The 23576-nt window shown below is 28.2% G+C and carries 21 protein-coding genes and 8 pseudogenes; 15 read left to right on the forward strand and 14 right to left on the reverse strand.

Translation table 11 applies throughout. The annotated features are described in order from the left end of the window. The first annotated feature begins 115 nt into the window (after positions 1–115). The 6 genes and pseudogenes from PL321_RS11375 to PL321_RS11400 all read left to right on the forward strand — a co-directional run bounded on the left by PL321_RS11375 (position 116) and on the right by PL321_RS11400 (position 7116). Positions 116–1348 (forward strand): recombinase family protein, encoded by a 1233-nt coding sequence (locus tag PL321_RS11375; protein ID WP_273962119.1) that lies wholly within the window; start codon positions 116–118, stop codon positions 1346–1348. Then, positions 1308–2891, forward strand: a pseudogene (locus PL321_RS21400) (recombinase family protein). Before PL321_RS11375 ends, PL321_RS21400 begins: the two are co-directional and overlap by 41 nt. Positions 2892–3320: 429 nt before the next feature. Continuing rightward, positions 3321–3452, forward strand: a complete 132-nt coding sequence (locus tag PL321_RS11385; RefSeq protein WP_273962120.1) for a hypothetical protein — start codon at positions 3321–3323, stop codon at positions 3450–3452. Positions 3453–4194: 742 nt separating this feature from the next. Then, a complete protein-coding gene (locus PL321_RS11390) occupies positions 4195–4944 on the forward strand; it encodes a hypothetical protein (RefSeq protein ID WP_273962121.1) in 750 nt (249 codons plus the stop codon). A 581-nt stretch (positions 4945–5525) separates the two neighbouring features. Further along, positions 5526–5966, forward strand: a complete 441-nt coding sequence (locus PL321_RS11395; RefSeq protein WP_273962122.1) for a hypothetical protein — start codon at positions 5526–5528, stop codon at positions 5964–5966. A gap of 205 nt (positions 5967–6171) precedes the next feature. Further along, a pseudogene (locus PL321_RS11400) lies at positions 6172–7116 on the forward strand (IS256 family transposase). A gap of 641 nt (positions 7117–7757) precedes the next feature. Here PL321_RS11400 and PL321_RS11405 read toward each other — a convergent pair. From PL321_RS11405 to PL321_RS11460, 12 genes and pseudogenes are all read right to left on the reverse strand, one after another. Continuing rightward, positions 7758–9135 (reverse strand): annotated as a pseudogene (locus PL321_RS11405) (IS1380 family transposase). 205 nt (positions 9136–9340) lie between these two features. Then, positions 9341–10033 carry a transposase gene (locus PL321_RS11410; protein ID WP_273964543.1) on the reverse strand — a complete coding sequence of 231 codons (693 nt, stop codon included), beginning with the start codon at positions 10031–10033 and terminating at the stop codon, positions 9341–9343. After that, positions 10030–10407 (reverse strand): annotated as a pseudogene (locus PL321_RS11415) (transposase); the annotation flags it as partial. The pseudogene PL321_RS11415 and the gene PL321_RS11410, both read right to left, overlap by 4 nt. A gap of 274 nt (positions 10408–10681) precedes the next feature. Next, the gene (locus tag PL321_RS11420; RefSeq protein WP_273962123.1) at positions 10682–10972 is read right to left on the reverse strand and encodes a hypothetical protein; all 291 of its coding nucleotides are present in this window, start codon (positions 10970–10972) and stop codon (positions 10682–10684) included. Between the two features lie 166 nt (positions 10973–11138). Further along, the gene (locus tag PL321_RS11425) at positions 11139–11471 is read right to left on the reverse strand and encodes a hypothetical protein (protein WP_273962124.1); all 333 of its coding nucleotides are present in this window, start codon (positions 11469–11471) and stop codon (positions 11139–11141) included. Next, positions 11428–11811, reverse strand: coding sequence for a hypothetical protein (locus tag PL321_RS11430; RefSeq protein ID WP_273962125.1), 384 nt, complete (start codon positions 11809–11811; stop codon positions 11428–11430). The genes PL321_RS11425 and PL321_RS11430 overlap by 44 nt, the downstream gene beginning before the upstream one ends. A 179-nt stretch (positions 11812–11990) precedes the next feature. Then, on the reverse strand, positions 11991–12737 hold the full coding sequence (locus tag PL321_RS11435; protein ID WP_273962126.1) for a hypothetical protein: 747 nt from the start codon (positions 12735–12737) through the stop codon (positions 11991–11993). 104 nt (positions 12738–12841) lie between these two features. Then, positions 12842–13063, reverse strand: a complete 222-nt coding sequence (locus tag PL321_RS11440; protein WP_273962127.1) for a hypothetical protein — start codon at positions 13061–13063, stop codon at positions 12842–12844. Continuing rightward, on the reverse strand, positions 13032–13379 hold the full coding sequence (locus PL321_RS11445) for an MBL fold metallo-hydrolase (RefSeq protein WP_273962128.1): 348 nt from the start codon (positions 13377–13379) through the stop codon (positions 13032–13034). Before PL321_RS11445 ends, PL321_RS11440 begins: the two co-directional genes overlap by 32 nt. A gap of 177 nt (positions 13380–13556) precedes the next feature. Further along, entirely contained in the window at positions 13557–13745 is a 189-nt protein-coding gene (locus PL321_RS11450; protein WP_273962129.1) for a hypothetical protein, read from the reverse strand. Between the two features lie 26 nt (positions 13746–13771). After that, entirely contained in the window at positions 13772–14107 is a 336-nt protein-coding gene (locus tag PL321_RS11455; RefSeq protein WP_273962130.1) for a hypothetical protein, read from the reverse strand. A gap of 17 nt (positions 14108–14124) precedes the next feature. Next, on the reverse strand, positions 14125–14370 hold the full coding sequence (locus PL321_RS11460) for a hypothetical protein (RefSeq protein WP_273962131.1): 246 nt from the start codon (positions 14368–14370) through the stop codon (positions 14125–14127). A gap of 285 nt (positions 14371–14655) precedes the next feature. Here PL321_RS11460 and PL321_RS11465 point away from each other — a divergent pair, with 285 nt between their 5' ends. From PL321_RS11465 to PL321_RS11505, 9 genes and pseudogenes are all read left to right on the forward strand, one after another. Continuing rightward, positions 14656–15183 (forward strand): transposase, encoded by a 528-nt coding sequence (locus PL321_RS11465; protein WP_273962132.1) that lies wholly within the window; start codon positions 14656–14658, stop codon positions 15181–15183. Next, on the forward strand, positions 15147–15569 hold the full coding sequence (locus PL321_RS11470; RefSeq protein WP_273962133.1) for a transposase: 423 nt from the start codon (positions 15147–15149) through the stop codon (positions 15567–15569). The genes PL321_RS11465 and PL321_RS11470 overlap by 37 nt, the downstream gene beginning before the upstream one ends. Positions 15570–15654: 85 nt before the next feature. Further along, positions 15655–15873: pseudogene (locus tag PL321_RS21405) on the forward strand (transposase); the annotation flags it as partial. Positions 15874–16435: 562 nt separating this feature from the next. Further along, entirely contained in the window at positions 16436–17137 is a 702-nt protein-coding gene (locus tag PL321_RS11475; RefSeq protein ID WP_273962134.1) for a hypothetical protein, read from the forward strand. A 706-nt stretch (positions 17138–17843) separates the two neighbouring features. Beyond that, a pseudogene (locus tag PL321_RS11485) lies at positions 17844–18652 on the forward strand (Rpn family recombination-promoting nuclease/putative transposase). Positions 18653–19289: 637 nt separating this feature from the next. Then, positions 19290–19640: pseudogene (locus PL321_RS11490) on the forward strand (helix-turn-helix domain-containing protein); the annotation flags it as partial. Positions 19641–19705: 65 nt separating this feature from the next. Further along, positions 19706–20077 carry a hypothetical protein gene (locus PL321_RS11495; RefSeq protein WP_273962136.1) on the forward strand — a complete coding sequence of 124 codons (372 nt, stop codon included), beginning with the start codon at positions 19706–19708 and terminating at the stop codon, positions 20075–20077. A gap of 2 nt (positions 20078–20079) precedes the next feature. Further along, positions 20080–20370, forward strand: coding sequence for an ImmA/IrrE family metallo-endopeptidase (locus PL321_RS11500; RefSeq protein ID WP_273962137.1), 291 nt, complete (start codon positions 20080–20082; stop codon positions 20368–20370). A gap of 485 nt (positions 20371–20855) precedes the next feature. Further along, the gene (locus PL321_RS11505; RefSeq protein WP_273964545.1) at positions 20856–21113 is read left to right on the forward strand and encodes a helix-turn-helix transcriptional regulator; all 258 of its coding nucleotides are present in this window, start codon (positions 20856–20858) and stop codon (positions 21111–21113) included. A 28-nt stretch (positions 21114–21141) separates the two neighbouring features. Here PL321_RS11505 and istB read toward each other — a convergent pair whose 3' ends face one another. Both istB and istA read right to left on the reverse strand, forming a co-directional pair. Further along, positions 21142–21915, reverse strand: a complete 774-nt coding sequence (gene istB, locus PL321_RS11510; protein WP_273962138.1) for an IS21-like element helper ATPase IstB — start codon at positions 21913–21915, stop codon at positions 21142–21144. After that, positions 21912–23379 (reverse strand): annotated as a pseudogene (gene istA / locus PL321_RS11515) (IS21 family transposase). The gene istB and the pseudogene istA overlap by 4 nt, the downstream one beginning before the upstream one ends. Positions 23380–23576 lie beyond the last annotated feature (197 nt).

Consider the following 23576-nt stretch of genomic DNA (forward strand, 5'->3'; position numbering starts at 1 on the left):
GAAAGGGGGAATCAATAATGCAAAGGAAGGTTATAAAGCTTGAACCTAAAATTATTAAACCTATAGTAAAAAACGTGTTGCTGCCTATGCAAGAGTATCAAGTGGAAAGGATGCAATGCTTCACTCTCTTTCAGCCCAAATTAGTTACTACAGTAGCTTTATTCAAAAACACGTTGAATGGGAATTTGCAGGAGTATATGCTGATGAGGCTATGACTGGAACAAAGGATGAAAGACCAGAGTTTCAAAGATTACTTAAAGACTGTAGAGATGGCAAAATAGATATGGTTATAACAAAATCAATTTCAAGATTTGCAAGAAACACTGTAACATTACTTGAAACAGTAAGAAAACTAAAGGATTTAAATATTGATGTATATTTTGAAAAAGAAAATATTCACAGTATTAGCGGGGATGGTGAGCTTATGCTGACTATCCTCGCTTCATTTGCACAAGAAGAATCAAGGTCAGTCAGTGAAAACATAAAATGGAGGATAAGAAAAGGCTTTAAAGAAGGAGAACTTGTTAACTTAAGATTTATGTATGGGTATAGGATAGAAAAAGGGAAAATAGAAATCAATGAGGATGAGGCTAAAATTGTCCGAATGATTTTTCAAGACTATATAAATGGAATGGGTGCAACTAAAATAGCAAAGAAGCTAAGAGAAATGGGAATAGAAAAAATAAGGGGTGGAAAATGGAATTCTGAAAGGGTAGTAGAAATATTAAAGAATGAGAAGTATACAGGAAATGCAATGCTTCAGAAAAAATATGTAAAGGACCATTTAACAAAGACTTTAGTTAGAAATAAAGGAGAACTTCAAAGATATTATGCAGAAGAAACACATCCAGCAATAATCGATTTAGAAACATTTCAAAAGGCCCAGAAGATTTTAGAAGAAAGAAAATCAAAGTATTCAAATCAAAAAGAAAGTTCGAATCAAATATTTTCAGGGAAAATTATATGTGGTATATGCGGTAAGAAGTATAGAAGGAAAAGAGTAAGGGATAAGTTTATATGGCAGTGTTCTACCTATTTAAAATATGGTAAAGATGCCTGCCCAGCAAAACAGATCCCTGAGGATATTTTAATTTCACTTTGCAATGAGGTTTTAGGAACAGAAGAGTTTGAAAAGAAAATAAAGGAAATACAGAATATAGAGCAGGGAAAAATTGCCTTTATATTAAACGATGGAAGTATAGTTAAAAAGAATGGAGTTATAAACCAAGAAGTGAAAGCTGGAGTGAAGAAAAACGCCAAAGGGCAAGAGAAGAAAGCCTTAAAAGAATTGAAGGGAGGAAAAACCTATGGCAAGAGCCGTAACTGTAATACCTGCAACAGCAAATAATGTTTCTCCAATTACAAAAACAAAAGTAAATAGAAAAAGAGTAGCAGCCTATGCAAGAGTTTCAACTGACAATGAAGAACAACTTCAAAGTTTTGAGGCACAGATGGATTACTATACAAAATATATAAAGGCAAACCCTGATTGGATATTTGTAAATGTCTATACAGATGAAGGAATATCAACAACAAGCACTAAAAGAGAGATGGATTCAATAGAATGATTGAAGATGCCTTAAGTGGTAAGATAGACCTTATAATCACAAAGTCAGTTAGCCGATTTGCAAGAAATACAGTAGATACATTAACAACAGTTAGAAAACTAAAGGAAAAAGGTGTAGAAGTATATTTTGAAAAGGAAAATATATATACAATGGACAGCAAAGGAGAGCTTTTAATTACCATAATGTCAAGTCTTGCACAAGAGGAGAGCCGTTCAATTAGTGAAAATGTTACATGGGGACAAAGAAAAAGATTTGCAGATGGGAAGTTTAGTTTGCCATATAAAAACTTTTTAGGCTACACAAAAGGAGAAGATGGTTATCCAAAGATAGTAGAGGAAGAAGCTGAGATTGTAAGGTTAATATATAAAATGTTTTTAGAGGAAAAACAGCATTAAGTATAGCAAAGTATTTAACTGAGAATAAAGTAAAAACACCAGCAGGTAAAAAGGTATGGCACCAAAGCACAGTATTAAGCATACTTCAAAATGAAAAATACAAGGGAGATGCAATACTGCAAAAGAAGTTTACAGTAGATTTTCTTACAAAGAAGATAAAGAGAAATGAAGGTGAGGTTCCACAGTATTATGTACAAAACAGCCATCCGGCTATAATTTCTCCTGAAGTATTTGATTTAGTGCAGGATGAAATTAAAAGAGAAAAGAAGTAAAGGGTTATAAGACAGGAGGTAGCTGCTTTTCAGGGAAGATTATATGTGGCGACTGTGGAAGTTTCTATGGCAGAAAGGTTTGGCACTCTACGAGTAAATATAGGAGGGTAATATGGCAGTGCAATAATAAGTTAAAAAATGATAAAAGGTGCAAGACACCACATATTTATGAAGATAAGATAAAGAAGGCTTTTGTTGAGGTGTTTAATGGATTTATTGAAAATAAGGAAGAGATATTAAAAGGGTATGAGGAAGTTATAAAGGAACTAACAGATACATCAAAGATTGATAAAGAAACAGAAAAACTTAAGGGAGAACTTGAGGTAATATCTGAAATTATTAGAAAATGTATTGAAGAAAATGCTCGAAGTAAAATAGACCAAGGGAAGTATATTGAAAGGTATGAGGAGTTAGTTAACAAGTATGAAGGAATTAAAAGTGAAATAGAAAGGATAAATGAAAAAAGGTTTGAGAAAAAGGTTAAGAAGGAGAAAATATTGGAGTTCATAAAGGAACTTGAAGGAAGGGATGAATTAATTACAGAGTTTGATGAGGAGCTTTGGTTTGGAACGGTTGATAGGGTGGTTGTAAATGATAATGGGAAGATAATATTTGTATTTAAAGATGGTAGGGAAATAAGTTGTAAGTTGATATAAATAAAAACATTTAAGGGGGATAGAGTAATCTAGTTTCTTTTTATGCACTAAAAGTATATAACTAAAAAATGTGTAAATTTAAATTTACTTAAATAAAACAATTAAATTAAACATGGTATATACAGAATAATGTAGAAAAAAATAGAAAAAATATAATTGACATTATATATATATATATATAATTGTAGATGAAATGGTTATTATATACAATAAGACAAAAATATATATTTGATAAATAATTATATACAGTGACTTCTGAAAAAATTTTGTGTTTAATATAGAATAAAAAGAATTAAGATTAATTAGTATTCTTAAGGTAGAGTAGTAGAGTTTAATAATACAAGTAGATATAAGTTTAAGCTAGTAAATGTTGTATATGTAAGATATGTTGAGGAGCTGATTTTATTACAAAATACATATAATGAAAAGATGAATAATATAAATAATTTACAACAAATAACTGTAGTATATAATGTGACTGTAACTGACATAAAAGATGGACAAGCATTAGATACATTAATTGTAGATTTATATATAGGGGTGAGTCCAAATAGCTTATAGTTGATAGTTCTGATTTGTGCATATAATCAACCGGTTGATTTATATAAAATAAAGAGCATGTTCAAGAAAATAACCAAGATTTAATTTATTATCTATGTTTTTAAATTTATATATTTGCTCAAAAAGTTAAGTTGATATATGTTGCTTGTATAAAACATGATATTCTCCTCCTCTGTGGATAGTTTTAAAGGTTGTTATAATTTAATAATGCCACAGTGGAGGAAAATATAAAAGCCTTATGGCTAAAAAATAGTAAAATCAATGGTTGCAGAATTCTGCAACCGACTAAATTAAGAATTAAGTTAAGGAGAGGGAGATAACAATGAAAAAGAGAGTATTTTTAATTTTGATTATATGTATTTTTTAAGTCAAAATTATGGCATATATTTCAGTGTAAAAGCAAGTGATTTAATTGAGCAAAATGATATCTATTATATTACAGAAAATAATATCAATAAAAACCAAATAAAAATAAAGATGAATGGAATAGAAGTTAAAGGAAATATTAAAAAATAGATATTAAAAATTTTCAAGATTATAATAAAGATTCAATTATTTGGGTAGATGGCAATATAATTAAAAAACCTGGAGTAAAAAATAAAATTATAAAAATGTATAATATGGGCCAAACAATTGTTATACGCAGAGACAATATATCTAAGAAAGAAGCATTAGAATATTTAGATATTGATGATGATTATTGTGATGAACAAATAGACAAAAACCTAAAAGGGTAGCTGTTTTGGTAAGAAAAATAGATAAAAATAGTTATGATATAATAGGATTAAATGTTTATGATGATAATGACGATAATATAAAAGAGGGAATGCTATATATGTCTAAGAGTGATTTTAATCTAAGAATCAGAAAGAGAATAATTGATAAAGAAACTGAACATGTGTATAATAAAAATACAAGTTTAAGAAGAAATTTAGTACAAGCCGCTAATTGGAAAAGTGTAAAAGTTGGTTCTAATGTAGATGTGTGGAAGACTGTTAAAATACAATGGTCAATCGATCTTCAAAAAGATGCAGACTCACCTACAAATGGACAATATAGGTCATATCATAAAGCAATAATAGAAGCAGAAACAACGGATTCTATGTACAAGATAAAAGAAATGTACATATATCAAGATGGTGGTGGAAAAACAAAAGTTTATAATTATGATCCAAAACCTTCTACTCAAAATTTAGGACAAGTAACTTTTTCTCTTCCTTGGGGAGTTAGCTATACTTATGATTTAGGTTCAAGTGTTAAAATAGAAAAAAATGCTGGTGGAATAGGTTCAAGTTATGTAGAATTAAGATTTATAAATTCAATACATACAAGGGTATTAAATGGAATAGTTGCAACAGAACAGTTTCAAACAGGTACTAGTTATTATTCATCAGGAATAAGATATATTGTTAAGATTAAGAAAGACGAAGGTTTCCCAAAAGTAGATGATTATGCTACTGCTAATGCTTCACATTATGTTGGTGGATATTGATTTAGATTTAGATTTTTAATTTATAATGTTTAATATAAACTTTTATTCGCTAAGTGTCCTAGAAAAATTAGGAAACTTTTGGCGAATCAAAGATAAATTTTTGAATAATTTAATATTAGGTAAGTTCTAAGGAGTAAATAATTTTCTAGATAGAATTCACTATTTTTATGTGATTTTAGTTAATAAAGTCTAATGTGAATGATTTACCAATTAAAAATTAACTTCAAAAAACTTATGAGTAATTTCTAGGATATGAATTTTTACTAAATGATTTATACATAAATTCACTTTTCTTTAGGAGTTTTTGTTTTTCACTATATATAAAATGGCTCAAAGAGTAGATAAACTTCGGATATCCATATAACTTAACAAAATTCAATTAAATTTGGATTTGTAAAGTGTTACTTGTAAGCTTGGATGTATCTAATGTTTATATTAAAGTTTTTGGAATAGAAATCCAGTAATGTTAATGTTTTTTAAAATTACTTGCTGAATTAATGTTAAAATTTAGGAGGCATTAATATGAAAAAAATATATTTGGTATAATATTATTTTTATTTATTTTAGTACCGGGTATATATTTGGTTATATATTGTAATAGTTACATTAAAGATAAAGTATATAAGGATTATAGAGAATATACTGTTAAAGACAAGGTGGTTGAAGATATAAAATTTAGAATTAACAATGAACTACAAAAATCTTCTATTAAAATTAATGATTTTAAATGTATTAAAGAACATACCATAGATGATAAACTTGTTATACTATATACATATAATTTATTAAATAATAAGTATTTAGGTTGTATAACTTATGAAATTGATAAAAATAGTGATAGGTATAAATTTATACAAAATCTTAAAGGACCGTATGATGTTTATAATATTTTGATGGGGAATTATTTAATTCATTTTGGATATATTGATGACGATACAAATGTATTTGAAATTAGAATAGGGAATAATAAGATAATAAAAGAATATAAAAAGAAGGATTTTTTATGGAGTTTTATGATATAACTAAGGGGGTGTATCAATAACTCCCATACGTAAATGAGAAAATTTCACAATTGTAATTTTGGGTAAGCGTCAAAAAAATGGTGTATTTAATTTTCATAAAAAGATATTAAAATATCCTAGGGGACTGTAAATAATTTTGTGTAAATTGATTAAAGACCTCTTTCTTGGTAAGAACTAGAAATATAAATCAAGGGGAGGTTTTTAAATGTCTTTATTATCAAAAGAACAGTTAAAAGCTTTTATTAACCAAAACAATATTCAATCTGTAAACGACCTATATTAATCTCTAAAAGAACTTTTTAAAGAGACTTTACAAGAAATGCTTGAAGCGGAGCTTTCCTCAAATTTGGGCTATGAAAAATATGAAAAGACAGATAAGAATACTTCAAATTCTAGAAATGGATATACTCAAAAGACAGTTAAAACTCAATTCGGAGAAATGGAAATTGATATCCCACGTTATAGAAATGGGGAATTTGAGCCTAAAATTGTCCCAAAGCACAAAAGAGATATTTCTGGAATAGAAGAAAAAATTATTGCTCTTTATGCAAAAGGTATGTCTACAAGAGATATTCATGACCAAATTAAAGAAATATATGGTATAGATGTTTCTGCTGAGATGGTTAGCAAGATAACTGAAAGAATCGTTCCTGAAATTAAAAGTTGGCAATTAAGACCTTTAGAAAAAACATATCCTTTCATATTTATGGATGCTATACATTATAAAGTTAGGACTGATGGACACATAATAAATAGAGCAGCTTATGTTGTTTTAGGGGTAACTATTGAAGGGAATAAGGATATTTTAGGTATATGGATAGGTGAAAACGAAAGTTCTAGATTTTGGCTTGGTGTTTTAAATGAACTTAAAAATAGAGGAGTAGAAGATGTATTGAGTCCATTTTATAAATTTCCTAATGAAATCAGAAAAATCATGTATACAACTAATATTATTGAAGGGTTCCATAGACAATTGAGAAAAGCTACAAAATCCAAAGCTATATTTCCTTCAGATGAATCACTAGAAAAAATGCTTTATCTTGTTAGTATGAATGTAGTAAAGAAATGGACTCAAAGATATAAAAATTGGGATATGGTACTAAACCAATTATTAATAATGTACCCAGGTAGACTAGAAAAATACATATAATATATACAAAAAGCAAAAAACTCTAAACTACCCCTTAATCAATTATTTTAACCAAATTTATTCAAATTAATGCATAAAATTTTTAAAATTGGATATACTCTCAAATGAAATTACTAATTCTGATTCTATATTCTTACCATGAAAAGAGGTAAAGTTGTTTAAAATACACAAATTATTTTACACTACCTAGACTATTATAAGTCACATAGCTATAAAAGTTTAAGTAGGTGTTTTATACCAAAAACCTCTATACTAACTCTCCTAAAGTTTATAACATCTTTTACTTTATTATTCCATAATATCATAATTATAATACAATACTCTACAATATCTTAAACTTACATTTTATGCATATAAAAAGGGGTTTTTGAGTTAGAGGATAATTACAATAAAATCTAACTTATAACCCCTTTGTTAAATCAACATATTTAATGTTTCTATTTAATTTTAATATTATTTTTATTTAACTTGAATTCGGCAAGTTAATTTTTTAAAAAATTCTACTTGCCATTTTTATTTTCTTTATGAATAAAATTACATTTGGTATGATATTTAATACCGTTAGGTCTGTTTTTGAGTATACTTAATAAAACCAAATAATATTTGGTTTTTTAAGGTAATTTATTATTTTTATCTTACTATTAAGTGTATACTGCTATCATCTTTCTACTAAAAACATGTATTTGTTTTTGAATATAAGTAATGATTTTTTCTAATAGGTAGTTGTTTGAAAAACTTAAATATCTATAATATTTGCTACCGCAAACATTACCACAAACTCTATAAAATATTCTCCTTAAAGTACTAATTTCATGATGTTGTATTTCCTTAGGCATAATTGACTGTTTAAACCAGTTATGAATGTTATATGCTATCATTTTTATTAAAAGGTACAATTCATTGCATTTATGATTTACTAAACTATTTTCGCTAAAGGCGTAGCCTTCTTTTATTTCATCTATATTATTTTCAACATCACAGCGTTGATTATAATCTTGAAATATTTCTTCAGGTGTTAAATAGTCTATATTTGTTACTATCGCTTGATATTTATATTTACATTCTTCGAACATTAATTGATTTATATCTTTTGGAATAAATTTTTCTCTTATTATAACAAATCTTCTTGCTCTTTGCCATTTAGGCAATGGAACAGTAATTTCCATAACAGATAAAGTGGAACTTATATCATGCCATCTATAATCCTTCGGATTTTTATTTACAAAATCTATTATCATTTTAATAGTAGAGTACATTTTACACTTAACAACATATTCTATTCCATTATCTTCAAAATATAAAAAGTTTTCTTCATCAAAAACCTCTATCAAGTCTAACTCTTTTAAGAATATATCTTGATGGTAGCTGGTTTACACAAATCTTAAAGAAATCTAAAAATTTATAATTACTGTGATGTCTACCATTTTCAAGAGTAACGTTAAGTAATTCATCAGTTCCTGAAATAAACCCAACTTTTTCTTTAAATGATGGTCTTCCATTGTACCTTGGATTATATCCTATTCCTGATTCTTCTTGATTGCCAAAGATAGTTATCACAGTATCATCAATATTAATACAAACCTCTCGCATATCTTCAGTCGAAGACTTTAAATCAAGTATTTTTTTATTTATAGTTCTTAATTCTTCTAAAGCTTCTGTTGGTAAAGCTTTTAAAAGGTCTCTACATACTTTTTCACTGGGTAATTTATCTATACCTTTAAACTTTTTATATCCTTCATCATTTCTTAAGGTTTCAATATGCATAAATCTTGAGAACCCAAGTATATTTGCATCAATCAAGTATTCTATAATTTCTGCAGTACTAAAAATAGAATTAGCTGCCTTCTTATAGGCTACGCCTTTTTCTAAAATAGTTGATAGTCCTATTATTTGTTTAAACAATTCCACATAAGAAAAAGTTGCTACAGAAGAAACTTTCGTATCATTAAATTTTGCCTTTATGTTTAAAAACCTAATTTTTTTCTTTAAATTTTTTTGATTTTGTTGTAAACTATTCATAGAAATCACCCTTTTGTGTTTTGTTTTTGTAATTGAGGGAATTGCACAATTAAGAAATTTTAAAACTGTATAATTTATCCACAGGTTATAATATTGATTTATTTGATTTTTAATAGAAATTGATTTAAATATGTATTTTTGACGTACTTTAATAAACCACAAGCAAATATTGTGATTTTATGGTAAATATTATATTTTATTACCACTAAGCACTTGTGGATAATGTGTTTAATTTATTTACAGCTATTGTACCAGCAACTAATGCTATACAATTTAATAATGCCCATGTTTTAGCTTTGGCTATTCCTGCAGAACGCATATTATCTAAATTTAAATATTCTTTCAATCTACTATTGCATCTTTCAACAGAGGTTCTTAAGTTATATAATTTAATCCATTTTTCTGAACCTCTTAGCGGATAGCTAAATAACCTATGGTTTTTCTTATAATTTACTTTTAAGCAATATCCGTAGTTTGAACTGCTACACCAGCTTAGCCCATATGGACAATCAACTTTCCCTGTAGCATGAGGACAACGAAGTTTTATATAATTTCCATCTATACCCCAAAATGAAAGAGGATATCCCATAGAACATATAGGCCATAGGTTATCATTAAATCCTTCTGGTGGAGCATAACTACCTCTTTTGTTGTATGCTATAATTGCTTGACCATTAGTATTATTTATAATGTAGTTGTAATTTTCCTCAATATCATAACTTGAATCCATTATGTAATATCTAGGACTTAATATAGAACCCCAAAATTGTTTAAATTTTTTAAGTAAACAAATAGCATACTTACCATCATTAAAACTTGCAGGAGTAATGTCTACATAAAGTGGTAATTCACTTTTACAATCTACTATTATATGTGCTTTCCATCCAAACCACTTTATATCATTACCATCAGTATCTTTTTCTTACCCCAATTAGGGGATATGCCATCATCTTTAATTTTAGATTTTGGTTTAGCTTTTTCAAAAGAATCTAATTTAGTAGCATCAATAGCAACATTAGTATCATCAATGATACCTAAATTTTTAACTTTTAGCACAAGACGTTTAAATTCTTCTTCTACATCAGGCATAGATGATATTTTAGATAAAAATCTACTAAAAGTTGATGTAGAGGGTGAAGGTTTTAGTATATCAAAACCACAGTTAAACTTAAAGTATAAGTCAGAATCTAATCTCTGTTTTAATCTATTAAAATCATTGATTTTTTCTACTTGCATAGCAATTAATGCATTAATTAAAGAAACAGGATTATGTCCTTTCGGACCTCTTTTATGTTTAGGTTTTTTAGTTTATTTATCAAGTCGCTAAAATCAAGTTGAGATAAAATTAATTGAAGTTTATTTTCTTTTTGAAATTTTAATATTTCTTCGAAGGAAAATAGACATTCTTGTCGAATATACATAAGTAGGATTCACCCCTTTGTTGGTATTTTGATCTTACTTATATATATTCGACATTTGAGGTGAATTTCCTTTTTGTATTAACAAAAATTAAGTATTTTCAAGGCTTAAGAATTATGAAATTTGCTCAATCATTTTCGTGAATTGCATTATAAAGTTCTTTTGCTAAATTATCTAAAATTTCCTCAACTCCAAATAATGCAAACCAAAAGCTTAATACCTCTAATACCCCTTCTTTAAATCTTTCAAAATCTCTAATATGACTGCATCTATTCAATATGTCAACAATCTCAGGATCATATTCATCTATTTGATAATCAGTGTGAATTATTAATGCAGGATCATACTCATTCATTATCTTTCTTAACTTTTTAATTATATCACTTTCCATATTCATCCATTCTTTCCTTAGAACCATTTCTAACCTCCTAATAAAATAATAGTATTTAAGAATCTATTAAAATTTATTATTAAATAGCTTTCACTTAAATAACCTTATTTATTTTATTATCCTCAACCTATCAAGTATGTTTAATGCTTAACAAAAGAAAAATTTATTTATTACAAATCTGAACAACTTATCGCTATTCGCTAACAAGCAATTTGTAAGCTGCTAAGTAATCTCTTCTAAAATATTCCACTAATGCTTTATATTTCATATCTCCTAATTTCAAATAACTATTTTCCATTAATATTGCAGCAGAATATGGCCAATTAGGAAATTCTCCGCTTAATGCATGGTTATATATTATATCATATACTACTTTATTATCACGAAAATAATTCAGCTCTGCCCATTTAGCTAAACCTTCAGACACTGTCTTAAACCTTTTTCCATTACTCCATTTAGAATTAAATGTTACATTACTACTGTTATAATTTAGACCTTCGTATATTGCAGCATGAGGTATGTTCATGTATTAAGGTTGCAAGAATTAAATCTTCTTTTAGTTTTTCTTTATCTAAAGACGTATCTTCTTGTAAAGTTTCTTCTATTCTTTTCTTAATCTCATCAAGGCATAATAGAACCACACCTGTTTTGTTTATATAAAAATGTTCAGGATATCCATTTGATTTTAATTTATTAATCAGCTGTTTTTTTTCAATAGTAGGTAAAATATATACTCCATAAATATAAATAGTAGAAACAATCGATTTATACTTTACTAATTCCCTTTTCATCCTTTTTAACATATCAAAAATAATATTAATGGCTATCTCTAATGCAACAAGTATAGATTTAAGATCTTTTTCCAATACCCCATTTCATCAACACATTTAACCAACTTAGTAAACTGTGCATTTGAAGTATATTTACGCCAAATTTCAAGTATAGGTTTAGCACCTCTATTTCCATACACATAAAAATATTCTCCACTTAAGCTTATATCGTTTCTATATCTCTCATTGATTTTTTAAAATCATCTCCATATATTTCAAATCTTCATAGCAGTTAATAATAGGATCCTTTGCAGTCGATATTTCTGAAATAAAAATATTATTGTTATTTCTTTCATCAAAAATATATCAAACCTATCCTTAAGAATATTTGATAAATTATAAGCTGTTTCTGCATAACCTCTTAAAATAAGAATTGCATTTCCAGACAAATTATGAAAACCTTCATATTCTATAGACCTTAATTGCCTCCCTATATTTTCTGGTAGAAATGCACCTGTATGAAATGTAAGAGATACTGATAAAATAAATTTTATTATTTCTTTTATATCATCTCTTAAATCAAGTTCATTATTATCTTTATCAATTATTTCTGTTTCAATATAATCCTTAATAACATACTTATCAACAATAAAAGTAGGAACAGGATAATACCTAAGTCCAGTTACTTTTTCAACATATGGTATTGCCTTGAGCAGCATATTTCTTACAATTTCAGCATCATCTTCTTTTGTTGGAACAATTGGAAGAACTGTAACAGTAAAGTTAATATCCTTGGTTTCTTTATTTTCATTTAGTATTTCTTCTATTTTCTCAAGTTTATCTTCGATATATACATTCCTTTTGCTTTTCTTGGTTTTCTTAATATCACCACTTAAATCAATTATTATTACTTCTATGTTATTTAGTTTTGAAATTTTATCCATTATTTCTTCATATGTATTTATACTTGAATTATCTTCTCCATCTGTTACACATAAAATAATATTCTTATTATCATCCATTAAGTATCTACCTGAGATTGATCTGCTCTTATTTTGAATTTCATTTATCAAATCATTAATTGAATCCCATATGCGAGAACTACTTCCCCAACAACTCATATATCTTAATCTTTTTCAAGCTCTTCTAAATCATTTGTAATACCTTCACTTTTCAATCTATTAGCAAAACTATATATAAATATTTCTTCAAATTCACATATTCTACCTTCTAAAAAAGATATAAGTTTTTCTTTCAATAAATCTATCTTTCTTGTTGAAGTATTAATATCTCTGTCCCACATACTACTTGAATTATCAATCAGTAAAAACAAATTCTTTCTTCCCATTGTAACACCTCTTATAATTAATCTGATAATTATTATGAGGATTCGTAAATATTTTACTTGCTTCTAAAATTTTCTTCATAGGTTTTGAAATATAAACTTTATTTTGCTTGTTTTTAAATCTTTTTATTCTTGAATAGTGATCTGCATGTGTATGTGAAATTAATATTCCATCATAATTATCTTTAAAATCAACTTCTACATCCTGCTCATTTTCTATTGGTAATCCTATATCCAGCAAAATTGAATTATTTTCTGAAGTCAGTTCAATACAATTACCCCCTAACTCTCTTCCTCCACCCAAAAACCTTATTATCATATCTTACCAACTCCAAGATCAAAAACACTAACATCCAATCGTTTAAGTAAATTTTTTAGAAATGGCATTTCACCTTTCATTAATTCCAAATATTCTTCATCTCTTTCATTTTCATTAAAAATTAATACCGCTTTTTTATTTGTTCATTTGTATATCCATTAAAATCCTGATAACTTTTTAAAAATTAACTTTATCTAACCACTGGTAATATGTTGCTATCTCTAATGCTGCTTTTAATAAAGTTTCTTCATTAGCCTCTTTATCCTTGTGTTTATAACACTTAAGTTCTATTAACCATATACTGTTCTTGGATTTGCTAATAAGGTCAATTTTACCTACTCCATCATCCTTTTGTGTTTTCTTCAATGGTATTTGATAGTCTATTATTTCTCCTAATTCTCCAAAAATAATGCCAAAATTTTTGATGCATTAAATAATGCAATAGCTATTCTATCTTCAATTCTGTTTGAAGTAGTATTGGAAGTGGTAACAACACCTGTATGTCCTGCATTGTAATTTGAGCGACTAATATGTTGGATTCCATTCAATTGTTTAACAAAGTTATTAATTATCAATTCTCGAGATATAACCTCAGTATAGTATTCTTCTGTATCTTTGGTCTTTCCCTTGTAATTTAAAAATCCCTCTTTATATAACTCTTCGGGCTTTTTATTTGATCTGGCAAAATTCAATTTATTTATTATTTCTTGTTCTGAATACTTAATCATATTATTATCCTCCTTTTTTAAATTACTATTATCCTCTCATTAACATCAAAGTAAGTAGTAGCTGTCTTTATACCTTTTACATTTATAGGAACACTTCTTTGATTACGATATCCAAATACAAATTTAAAAACATAACCCCAAAACGCCCCTATGGCTTTCTTTTCATAATCAGTTAAATTTGATGGTATTTTATCATTAACTAACACAAAAACCTTTACAGGTGGAACATTTAAAACATCATTACAAAATATTATTTTATTCATCAAATCCTGATTTTTAACTGTTTTTATACATTCATCCCATAAAAATCCTGAATCTATAAAAGTACTAAATGCTTTATAAGTTTTACTAAAGCCATCATATATTTTTTTATTATTTCTTCTGAAGTAAAATTCAAATTTACATCACTCCCTTTGTTATTTGAGCAAATTGCATATTTTTAAAACCTTGAAAATACTTAATTTTTAGTAACACAAAAAGGAAATTCACCCCAAATGTCGAATATAATAAGTGTGAATAAAATACCAACAAAGGGGTGAATCCTACTTATGTATATTCGACAAGAATGTCTATTTTCCTTCGAGGAAATATTAAAATTTCAAAAAGAAAATAAACTTCAATTAATTTTATCTCAACTTGATTTTAGTAACTTGATAAATAAACTTACGAAACCTAAACATAAAAGAGGTCCCAAAGGATATAACCCTGTTTCTTTAATTAATGCATTAATTGCTATGCAATTAGAGAAAATCAATGATTTTGAAAGATTAAAGCAAAGATTAGATTCTGACTTATACTTTAAATTTAATTGTGGTTTTGATATATTAAAACCTTCACCTTCTACATCAACTTTTAGTAGATTTTTATCTAAAATATCATCTATGCCTGATGTAGAAGAAGAATTTAAACGTCTTGTGCTAAAAGTTAAAAATTTAGGTATCATTGATGATACTAATGTTGCCATTGATGCTACTAAATTAGATTCCTTTGAAAAAGCTAAACCTAAATCCAAAATCTCTGATGATGGAGTATCTCCTAATTGGGGCAAGAAAAAGATACTGATGGTAATGATATAAAGTGGTTTGGTTGGAAAGCACATATAATAGTAGATTGTAAAAGTGAATTACCACTTTATGTAGACATTACTCCTGCAAGTTTTAATGATGGTAAGTATGCTATTTGTTTACTTAAAAAATTTAAACAATTTTGGGGTTCTATATTAAGTCCTAGATATTACATAATGGATTCAAGTTATGATATTGAGGAAAATTACAACTACATTATAAATAATACTAATGGTCAAGCAATTATAGCATACAACAAAAGAGGTAGTTATGCTCCACCAGAAGGATTTAATGATAACCTATGGCCTATATGTTCTATGGGATATCCTCTTTCATTTTGGGGTATAGATGGAAATTATATAAAACTTCGTTGTCCCTCATGCTACAGGGAAAGTTGATTGTCCATATGGGCTAAGCTGGTGTAGCAGTTCAAACTATGGGTATTGTTTAAAAGTAAATTATAAGAAAAACCATAGGTTATTTAGCTATCCGCTAAGAGGCTCAAAAAAATGGGTTAAATTATATAACTTAAGAACCTCTGTTGAAAGATGCAATAGTAGATTAAAAGAATACTTAAATTTAGATAATATACGCTCCGCAGGAATAGCCAAAGCTAAAACATGGGCATTACTCAATTGTATATCATTAGTTGCTGGAACAATAGCTGTAAATAAATTAAACACATTATCCACAAGTGCTTAGTGGCAATAAAATATAATATTTACCATAAAATCACAATATTTGTTTGTGGTTTATTAAAGTGCGTCAAAAACACATATTTAAATCAATTTTTATTTAAAATAAAACAAATCAACATTACAACCTGTGGATAAATGATACAGTTTTAAAATTTCTTAATTGTGCAATTTCCTCATATGTAAATTTGAACGATACATATTTATTCTTATTCTTAAATTTATGGTTTAGAAATTTATGAAAGTTTTATAAAGATGCACACCTTTAAGCAGAAATATAAAATAATTTAGCAATATTGAGGGTGTTAACCATACTAAAAAATCCACTAACTTGTATCAACATCATCGTCCAAAGACAAATTTGAACGATTCATTGATACGATAGATAAAAGCCTTGAGAAATCAGGGCTTTTTGTTTTGTAGTGTAAAAAGACTTGGAGACGAGGGGAATTGAATATATAATTTAAAAAAGAAGGGAAATAAGTTTTGATGTAGAAATATAAAATTATTAGTCTAAAAATCTTTGATCATAATTTTATGTAAATTTTATTTTAACAGAGGTGTTATAATTGAGTAAAAATATTAAAGAAGATTTAAAAAATTCAAAAGAAGATATTTTGCATACTGCTGCAAAAACTGGGTTATCAATGATACCAGTATTTGGAGGAGTTGCTGCTGAAATTTTTTCAAACATAATTGCACCTCCTATTTCAAAAAGAAGGGATGAGTGGTTAATACGCATTTATAAGGAGTTGGAAAATATAAAAAGTAAAATACAAAATTTTGATTGGGATTCTTTATCACAGAATGATAATTTTATTACTATAGTTATGCATGCCACACAAACAGCAATAAAAAATCATAATGAGGAGAAATTGGAGGCTTTAAAAAATGCAGTATTAAATTCAGCTATAAAAATAGAAATTGATGAGAACTTACAGCTAATGTTTATTAATTATATAGATTTATTAACACCGTGGCATTTGAAAATCTTCACCTATTTTAGAAATCCAAGAGAATGGCTTAATGAAAGAAAAATAAATATACCGCAATTTTATACGACTTCGCCTGCAAATATACTTGAGATTGCTTTTCCAGAATTAAAAGGTAAAAGAAACTTCTATGACATAATAATCAAAGATCTTTATTCTAAGGGATTATTAGAACTAGAAAGTTTACATACAACAATGACAGAAAGTGGTGCACTTACTTCAAGAACAACTGAAATTGGAAATAAATTCATAACGTATATTTCTATTCCAAAAGTTTAAAAGAAGATTTTAATTAATAATTGGGTAAGAGTAAGAATAAGAACATTGATAACAGTATCCTACTTTGATAAAATTTAGACAAATAATTAAGTAGAAGAAATTATAAAGTTTGAATTATATAATGGTTCGATTATAGGGAAGAATTTAATATAGATTAATAGTTTTTGTCAAAGCTAAGGGGGATATTTGACTAGAATGCTTGTCCTTTCTTGTTTGAGAGTGATTTTAAAGTATTGAGTATCCCCTAAAAAATTTACGATAAAAAGACTAACGGAAGTTGAATTGTAAATGGTAAAATGTTTTATCAAATTAGAACAACACATTTTTATAAGCTTTTAGAAATAAGAGTTTTTGTTAAAGTGGATATGGTTACATAAACGTTTCACATTGAGTGCGTGGTATTGATGTAAGAGGTAATGCAGGTTTTATAATAACTCAAATTGAATGAAAATCATAGTATAATATTAGTTTATTTGTACAACAACTGTAATGTTTTTATGCACATATACTGGTATCCTCATCACATATAACATTTGAAGACTTGTAAACAGTAGCATAAAAAACAAAATCCTGCTAAAATAATGTTAAGGGAATTGGAGGTAGATGATATGCCAAAGAAAGGTAATTTAAATAAGGATAATTATAACGATAAAATAAAAGTACAAAGTGTAGATATAAAAAAGACTATGACCTAATCCCACCAAAGATGGATTTTGTGTTTAAATATATCTTTGGAAGTCAGCAACATAAAAGAGCATTAGTTTCATTCCTAAGTGCAGTACTAAGAGTACCTAAGGAAGAACTAAAAGGACTTGAAATACTAAATAGCGAGCTTATAAAAAATCATAAGAAAGATAAAAGGGAGTCTTAGATGTAAGGATAAAAACTAAGGATGGGAAAGAAATAGACATAGAAGTTCAAATAATTGACAGTGGTTACATGGCAGAGAGAACACTCTTTTACTGGAGCAAGATGTACACGCAACAATTAGAATCAGGACTAGACTACACACATTTAAAGAAATGTATAACTATAAACATAGTGGACTTTGATGTAACACCACTTAAAAAGCTAAGCTCAGTCTACCACATATTTGAGGATGAAACAAAATTTAAGCTAACAGATGTACTTGAAATACATTTTTTAGAGCTTAAGAAACTTTATAATCCAGAAGTTCCAAAGGATGAAGATGATCCGCTGGTAATGTGGATGGAATTCATAGATGGAAAGAGGGAGGTGATTGATGTGCTATCAAAGAAGAATGAAGACATCAACTACGCATACGACCTTCTAAAGATAATAAGCAAGGATAAGAAAGCAAGGATGGAATACGAAGCAAGGATGGCTGCAATTAGGGATGAAATGACAAGACTACATGTAGCTGAGAAAAAAGGCATAGAAATTGGAATGCAGAAAGGTAAAATAGAAGTAGCAGAAAATCTAATTAATCTTGGACTTGATATAAATACAATAATAAAAGCAACAGGATTAACTGAAGAAGAAGAGAAAGAATAAGAAAAGAAATGAAAAATAAAGCTCATTAATAAACACCATAACTTAAAGAGGAAGCGGTAAATACTGCTTCCTCTTTTTCATGTGTGCCCAGCATGGGCGTAAGCGTCAAAAATTAAGTACCTAGATATCTCATCCTCCCATTGATAGAATAAAAGCAAATACTATCGATGGGAGGTAATTTATTGGTAAAAATTAAGCTATGCTAAATGGGAGGAGTATATATAAACCCCAAAGGGTGCGTAGCGGCAAACTACTCACCCTTTAATATTGCACTCCAATAACAAAATCAAAAATTTCTCTTAAAATATCATTTCAACCTGCCTATACATTTCAAAATGGCCAAAGGTATTTCTATATATATACATTGAGGCTTCTTCAGAAACATTACACATGAGCTTGAATCATAGCAGGACTTAGACCATGAATATTTTTAAATAAAGCAATAGGTGCTAAAAGTTCAGCAGCAAAGTTATGCAAATAATTAAAAATATTTAGTAAAATATGGTTCACAATTTATGAATAACTTGATAATATTTACGCATAGGTGTGAAATATGCGTAAATAGAGGAGGTGAGTTCATGAAAGAAAAATATATTCGTTTTGGTGATTTTATAAAACAAAAAGGCTAAATGATCCAAGAAAATTAACACTTAAAGATGTATCAGAAATGTTAGGAATATCTTTAAGTTTATTGAGCGATATAGAAAATAACAGGAGAAAACCTTTTGATGCTGATAAGATTGAGAAATTTGCACAGGAGCTTAACCTTTCAGGAGAAGATAAAGCTAAAATGTATGATTTAGCCGCAAGAGAACGTAAGGAAATACCATCAGATATAGAAGAAATAATGATGTATGATGAAATAGGAGATATGGCAAGGTTTGCTTTAAGACAATCAAATGCTGGAGTTGTAACTGAAGAGGATTGGAAAAAATTCATAAGAGAAATTGAGAAAAAAAGGAGAAATAAAATGATTGAATTCGGTTGAGGTAAATTTGATAAAAAACAAACAACCCGATAATAAGTGATAAAGAGATAGACAAGCTTGCTGAATTGATTTTAAAGGATTATAAACCTAATCTTTTAAACGAACCAAGTACAATTAATTATATGCACTTTTTAGAATCATATTTAGGTGCTAACTTAGAGTTCCAATATATTTATTATGAGGAGAATGAAAAGCCAAAATTAGGAGCAACAGCATTTGATAAAGGAAAATTAAAAATATTTGATAAAGAAAACTTGTGTACAAGAGACATTATAGTGAAGGAAAATACTATAATTCTTGATATTAGTATTATGGAAAAAGGTAAAGAACCATTAGCTTTATTTACAGCACTTCATGAAGCAGGACATTTTTGGATGCATAAAAAGTATATAAGAAATGTGGTGAACAATTATCAATATTTAATACAAATAAGATAAATATGGAACCTGTAATATGTTGTCGTACAAGCAGTATTGAAAACTTTGAAGGTAAAAAACAATTAATCACTCCTGAAGACTTTAGAGAGCATCAAGCAGATTATTTTGCAGCTGCTATTGCTATGCCTAAATCTACATTTATTCCTCTTGCAAATAAGATTTTAAAAGATAAGGGTATTAATAATGGAAAAGTAGTAACAGGTATAGACTCAAAACTCGATAAATTTGCTGAGTATGAGTTTCCTAATAAAATAGCTGAAGCCTATGGGGTATCAAAAAAGCAGCAAAAATAAAATTAAAAAAGTTTGGATTTATAATAGGAAAGGATGAATTTTTAAAACAAGGAAATCAGCTAACGTTTCTTTAGTTCTTTGTTAGTGCAATATTTAAAGTAAATATAAACAAAAGTTTAAGAATAATTTTTTTAATTATAATTACGCGAATTGGTGAACATAGTGAAAAAGGGGGATGAAAAACAATGGAAAAGGTAAAATGCCCAATATGTAATCAAAGATTGTTTGATTTAAAATTTGGTGAAGTTGAACTGGAAATAAAGTGTCCAAGGTGTAAAAAGTCATCAACATAAAAAGACATCCTAGTTATAAATAATCATACCGAGCAACGGAGTCAAATGAACTACCAAATAGCCGGATGAGTTAGATAAAACATTCTAACTTATCGGGCTATTTTTTATAAAAATTTTTTCAAATAGGAAAAAACCTTCCTATTTAACTTTTATTATAAAGCCACAGAGCAAGGGAAAGGGGGTGAGAAAGTGATGGGACCAAATGAAAGGCGGATGCAAATAATAGAAGCATTGTGCAGAAGAAGGCAGGATACAATGAAGAATTTAGCTTTTGAGTTTGGAGTTACAGAAAGAACTATTAGAAATGACATAAATATCCTATCACTTTCTTACCCTATAGAAACCATTCGAGGAAATGGTGGTGGGGTTAGGATTATGGATGGTTACAAATTAAACCATGTTATTGTCAATCAAAATTCCCCACTTTCGGGAAGATTTTTCCCCACCTGAAAATGTAAAAAATAAAAGCACATACTTTTCAGTTTTCTTTAGGCAAGGATTCCGCAGTCATTGCTTTAATAACTCCTTCTCTTTGCTTCATTGTATAGCTCTCACCTTTGATAACTACAAAATGGCAATGATGAACAAACCTATCTAAAATAGCGGTAGCTAAGACAGGATCATAAAAGATTCTTGCCCATTCTTCAAACACTTTATTCGAGGTTATAATTATAGAGCCATTTTTATATCTTCTTGAAATTATTTCATAAAAATCATCGACGCTATTTTGATTAAGCTTCTTAAGCCCTAATTCATCTAATATAAGCAAATCAGGTGTTGTATAATATCTAAGTTTTTGATGAAATGAGTTATCTGCCCTTAATATGTAAAGCTCTTCAAGCATTTCATTTACGGTAGTAAAAAGTACTTTATATCCTTGGGCAACTGCCTTTAATCCTATAGAAATAGCTAAATGTGTTTTACCTGTTCCTGGCGGACCTATAAAGGCCACATTTTCATTTTTGCGGACAAATTCACAGGTCGCCAGATTATAAATAAATCTCTTATTAATATTAGGATGATAATTAAAATTATATTCTTCACGAGTTTTATGTTGCGGGAATCTTGCTTTGCTTGTTCTTTTTATATTGCTGTTATTTTGCCTATTTAAAACTTCATAATTTATCAAAAGCTCAAAGAATTCCATATAGGATAAGTTATTTTTCAATGCTTCCTCATTTCTAACATCAAGGGTTTTTATTATTCCTGAAAGTTTTAAATCCCTAAGACGGGATACTAATGAATCATTCATCTGTTTAACTCTCCTAAGGTTGATAATTTATCATATTCTCTTAAATCTCTGGTAATGGATGTTTGTTCTTGGTTTGTATAGCTTTCATTTGACTTAACAGGTAAATTTATTATCCTTTTTTCACATATTCTTTTTACAACTTTATAGCTGTATGCATCATAAGACATAGCTCTTAAGCAGGTTGAATCTATTATTTCATCACTATATTCTTTTCTTAAGGATAAGATGCCCGCAATAGTCCTATAATCATATTTTTTAAGGTTACCCTGCTTTATGAAATTTTCAAAGAACATTAGAGCATTATCCCCAATTTCTTTAATCTCTTCTCTTTGTCTTGACAGTATGTCTTCACTTGATATATTCTTACTATTAGGGTAATGTTTATTATTTGTTGTGTAATGGCCCTTATCACCGTTCCAAAGTGTATGTAGGGCTATTTCTTTTCTTTAAAGTAGATTTTAATTAAATCATTTACAATGATTGCTTCTACTTCTTGCCCAATGTATGCATATGGTACTGAATAATAATTGCCGTCATAAGATATGTGGCAGTTTGTGTTTACTTTACATTTAACAGAGTTTGATAAGATAAAGTCATCTGCTGGAAGTGATGATAGTTTTTCTTTTTCTATGGAATAAAAACTTCAGCGGGGATTTTCTTTGTTGTACCATGCTATCTAACATTTGCAATAGTATCAAGCCATTCTCTTGAAAAGCTTATCGCTTCATCTATGTTTTTAAAATTTCTTCCTTTAAAACAATTATTCTTTACATAATCAACATTTGATTCTACTTTTCCTTTATCTGTTGGAGTTCTTACTCTGCAGGGCTGTGCCCAAAATCCATAGTGTGCAGCAAAAGCTGCATAGTTTTTCTGCACTGTTGGCTCGTAAAAATCTGCCTCCAATATTCCAGATTTTAAATTGTCTATTTTTACAGTTTCAGGCACTCCTCCAAAGTATTTAAAATCATTCTTATGACATTCTATAAATGTTTTAACAGATTGATTTAAAACAACTTCTATGTACATATATCTTGAATAACTTAATGTCATTACAAAAACCCATGCCTTTTTATGCTTACCATTCACATTTAATGTACCTATGTAACCAAAATCAACTTGTGCCTCTTCCCCTGGCAAAGTGTTTAATACCATATATGCCTTTGGAGGCTGATTTTTTATACTTTTAACATATCTTTTTACTGTATCATAGCTCCCTGTAAAATTAAACTCTCTTTGCATATCCTGAAATATTCTCATTGCTCCAAGATCTTTAGTAACTTGTATATTTATATATTCCTTATATGGATCAAGAATAGAAGGTTTTTCTTTTCTTTCAACAACTCCCTTCTCATTAATTTTATTAAGTACATTCCTTACGGTTTTTCTATCTATTTTAAGAATTGATGCAATTTGAGTTTTGTTATATCCTTTATTAAACAGTGTTTCTATTGTTGTATGCATTTCTACCCCAGCATTTAAATCCCTCCCTTAAAGATATTTTAATCTTTAAAGGAGCTTAATTTCCATCTTTACTGGGGAAAAATCTTCCCTTTTTCGGGTAATTTTATTTTACCAGTAATATACATATGAAGGAGAATTTGTAATTTTTCTCTTTCAATGTATTAAACTAAAAATGACACAAATAACATTAGACTATT

The organism is Caloramator sp. mosi_1, assembly GCF_028622835.1.
GTDB lineage: Bacteria > Bacillota > Clostridia > Clostridiales > Caloramatoraceae > Thermobrachium.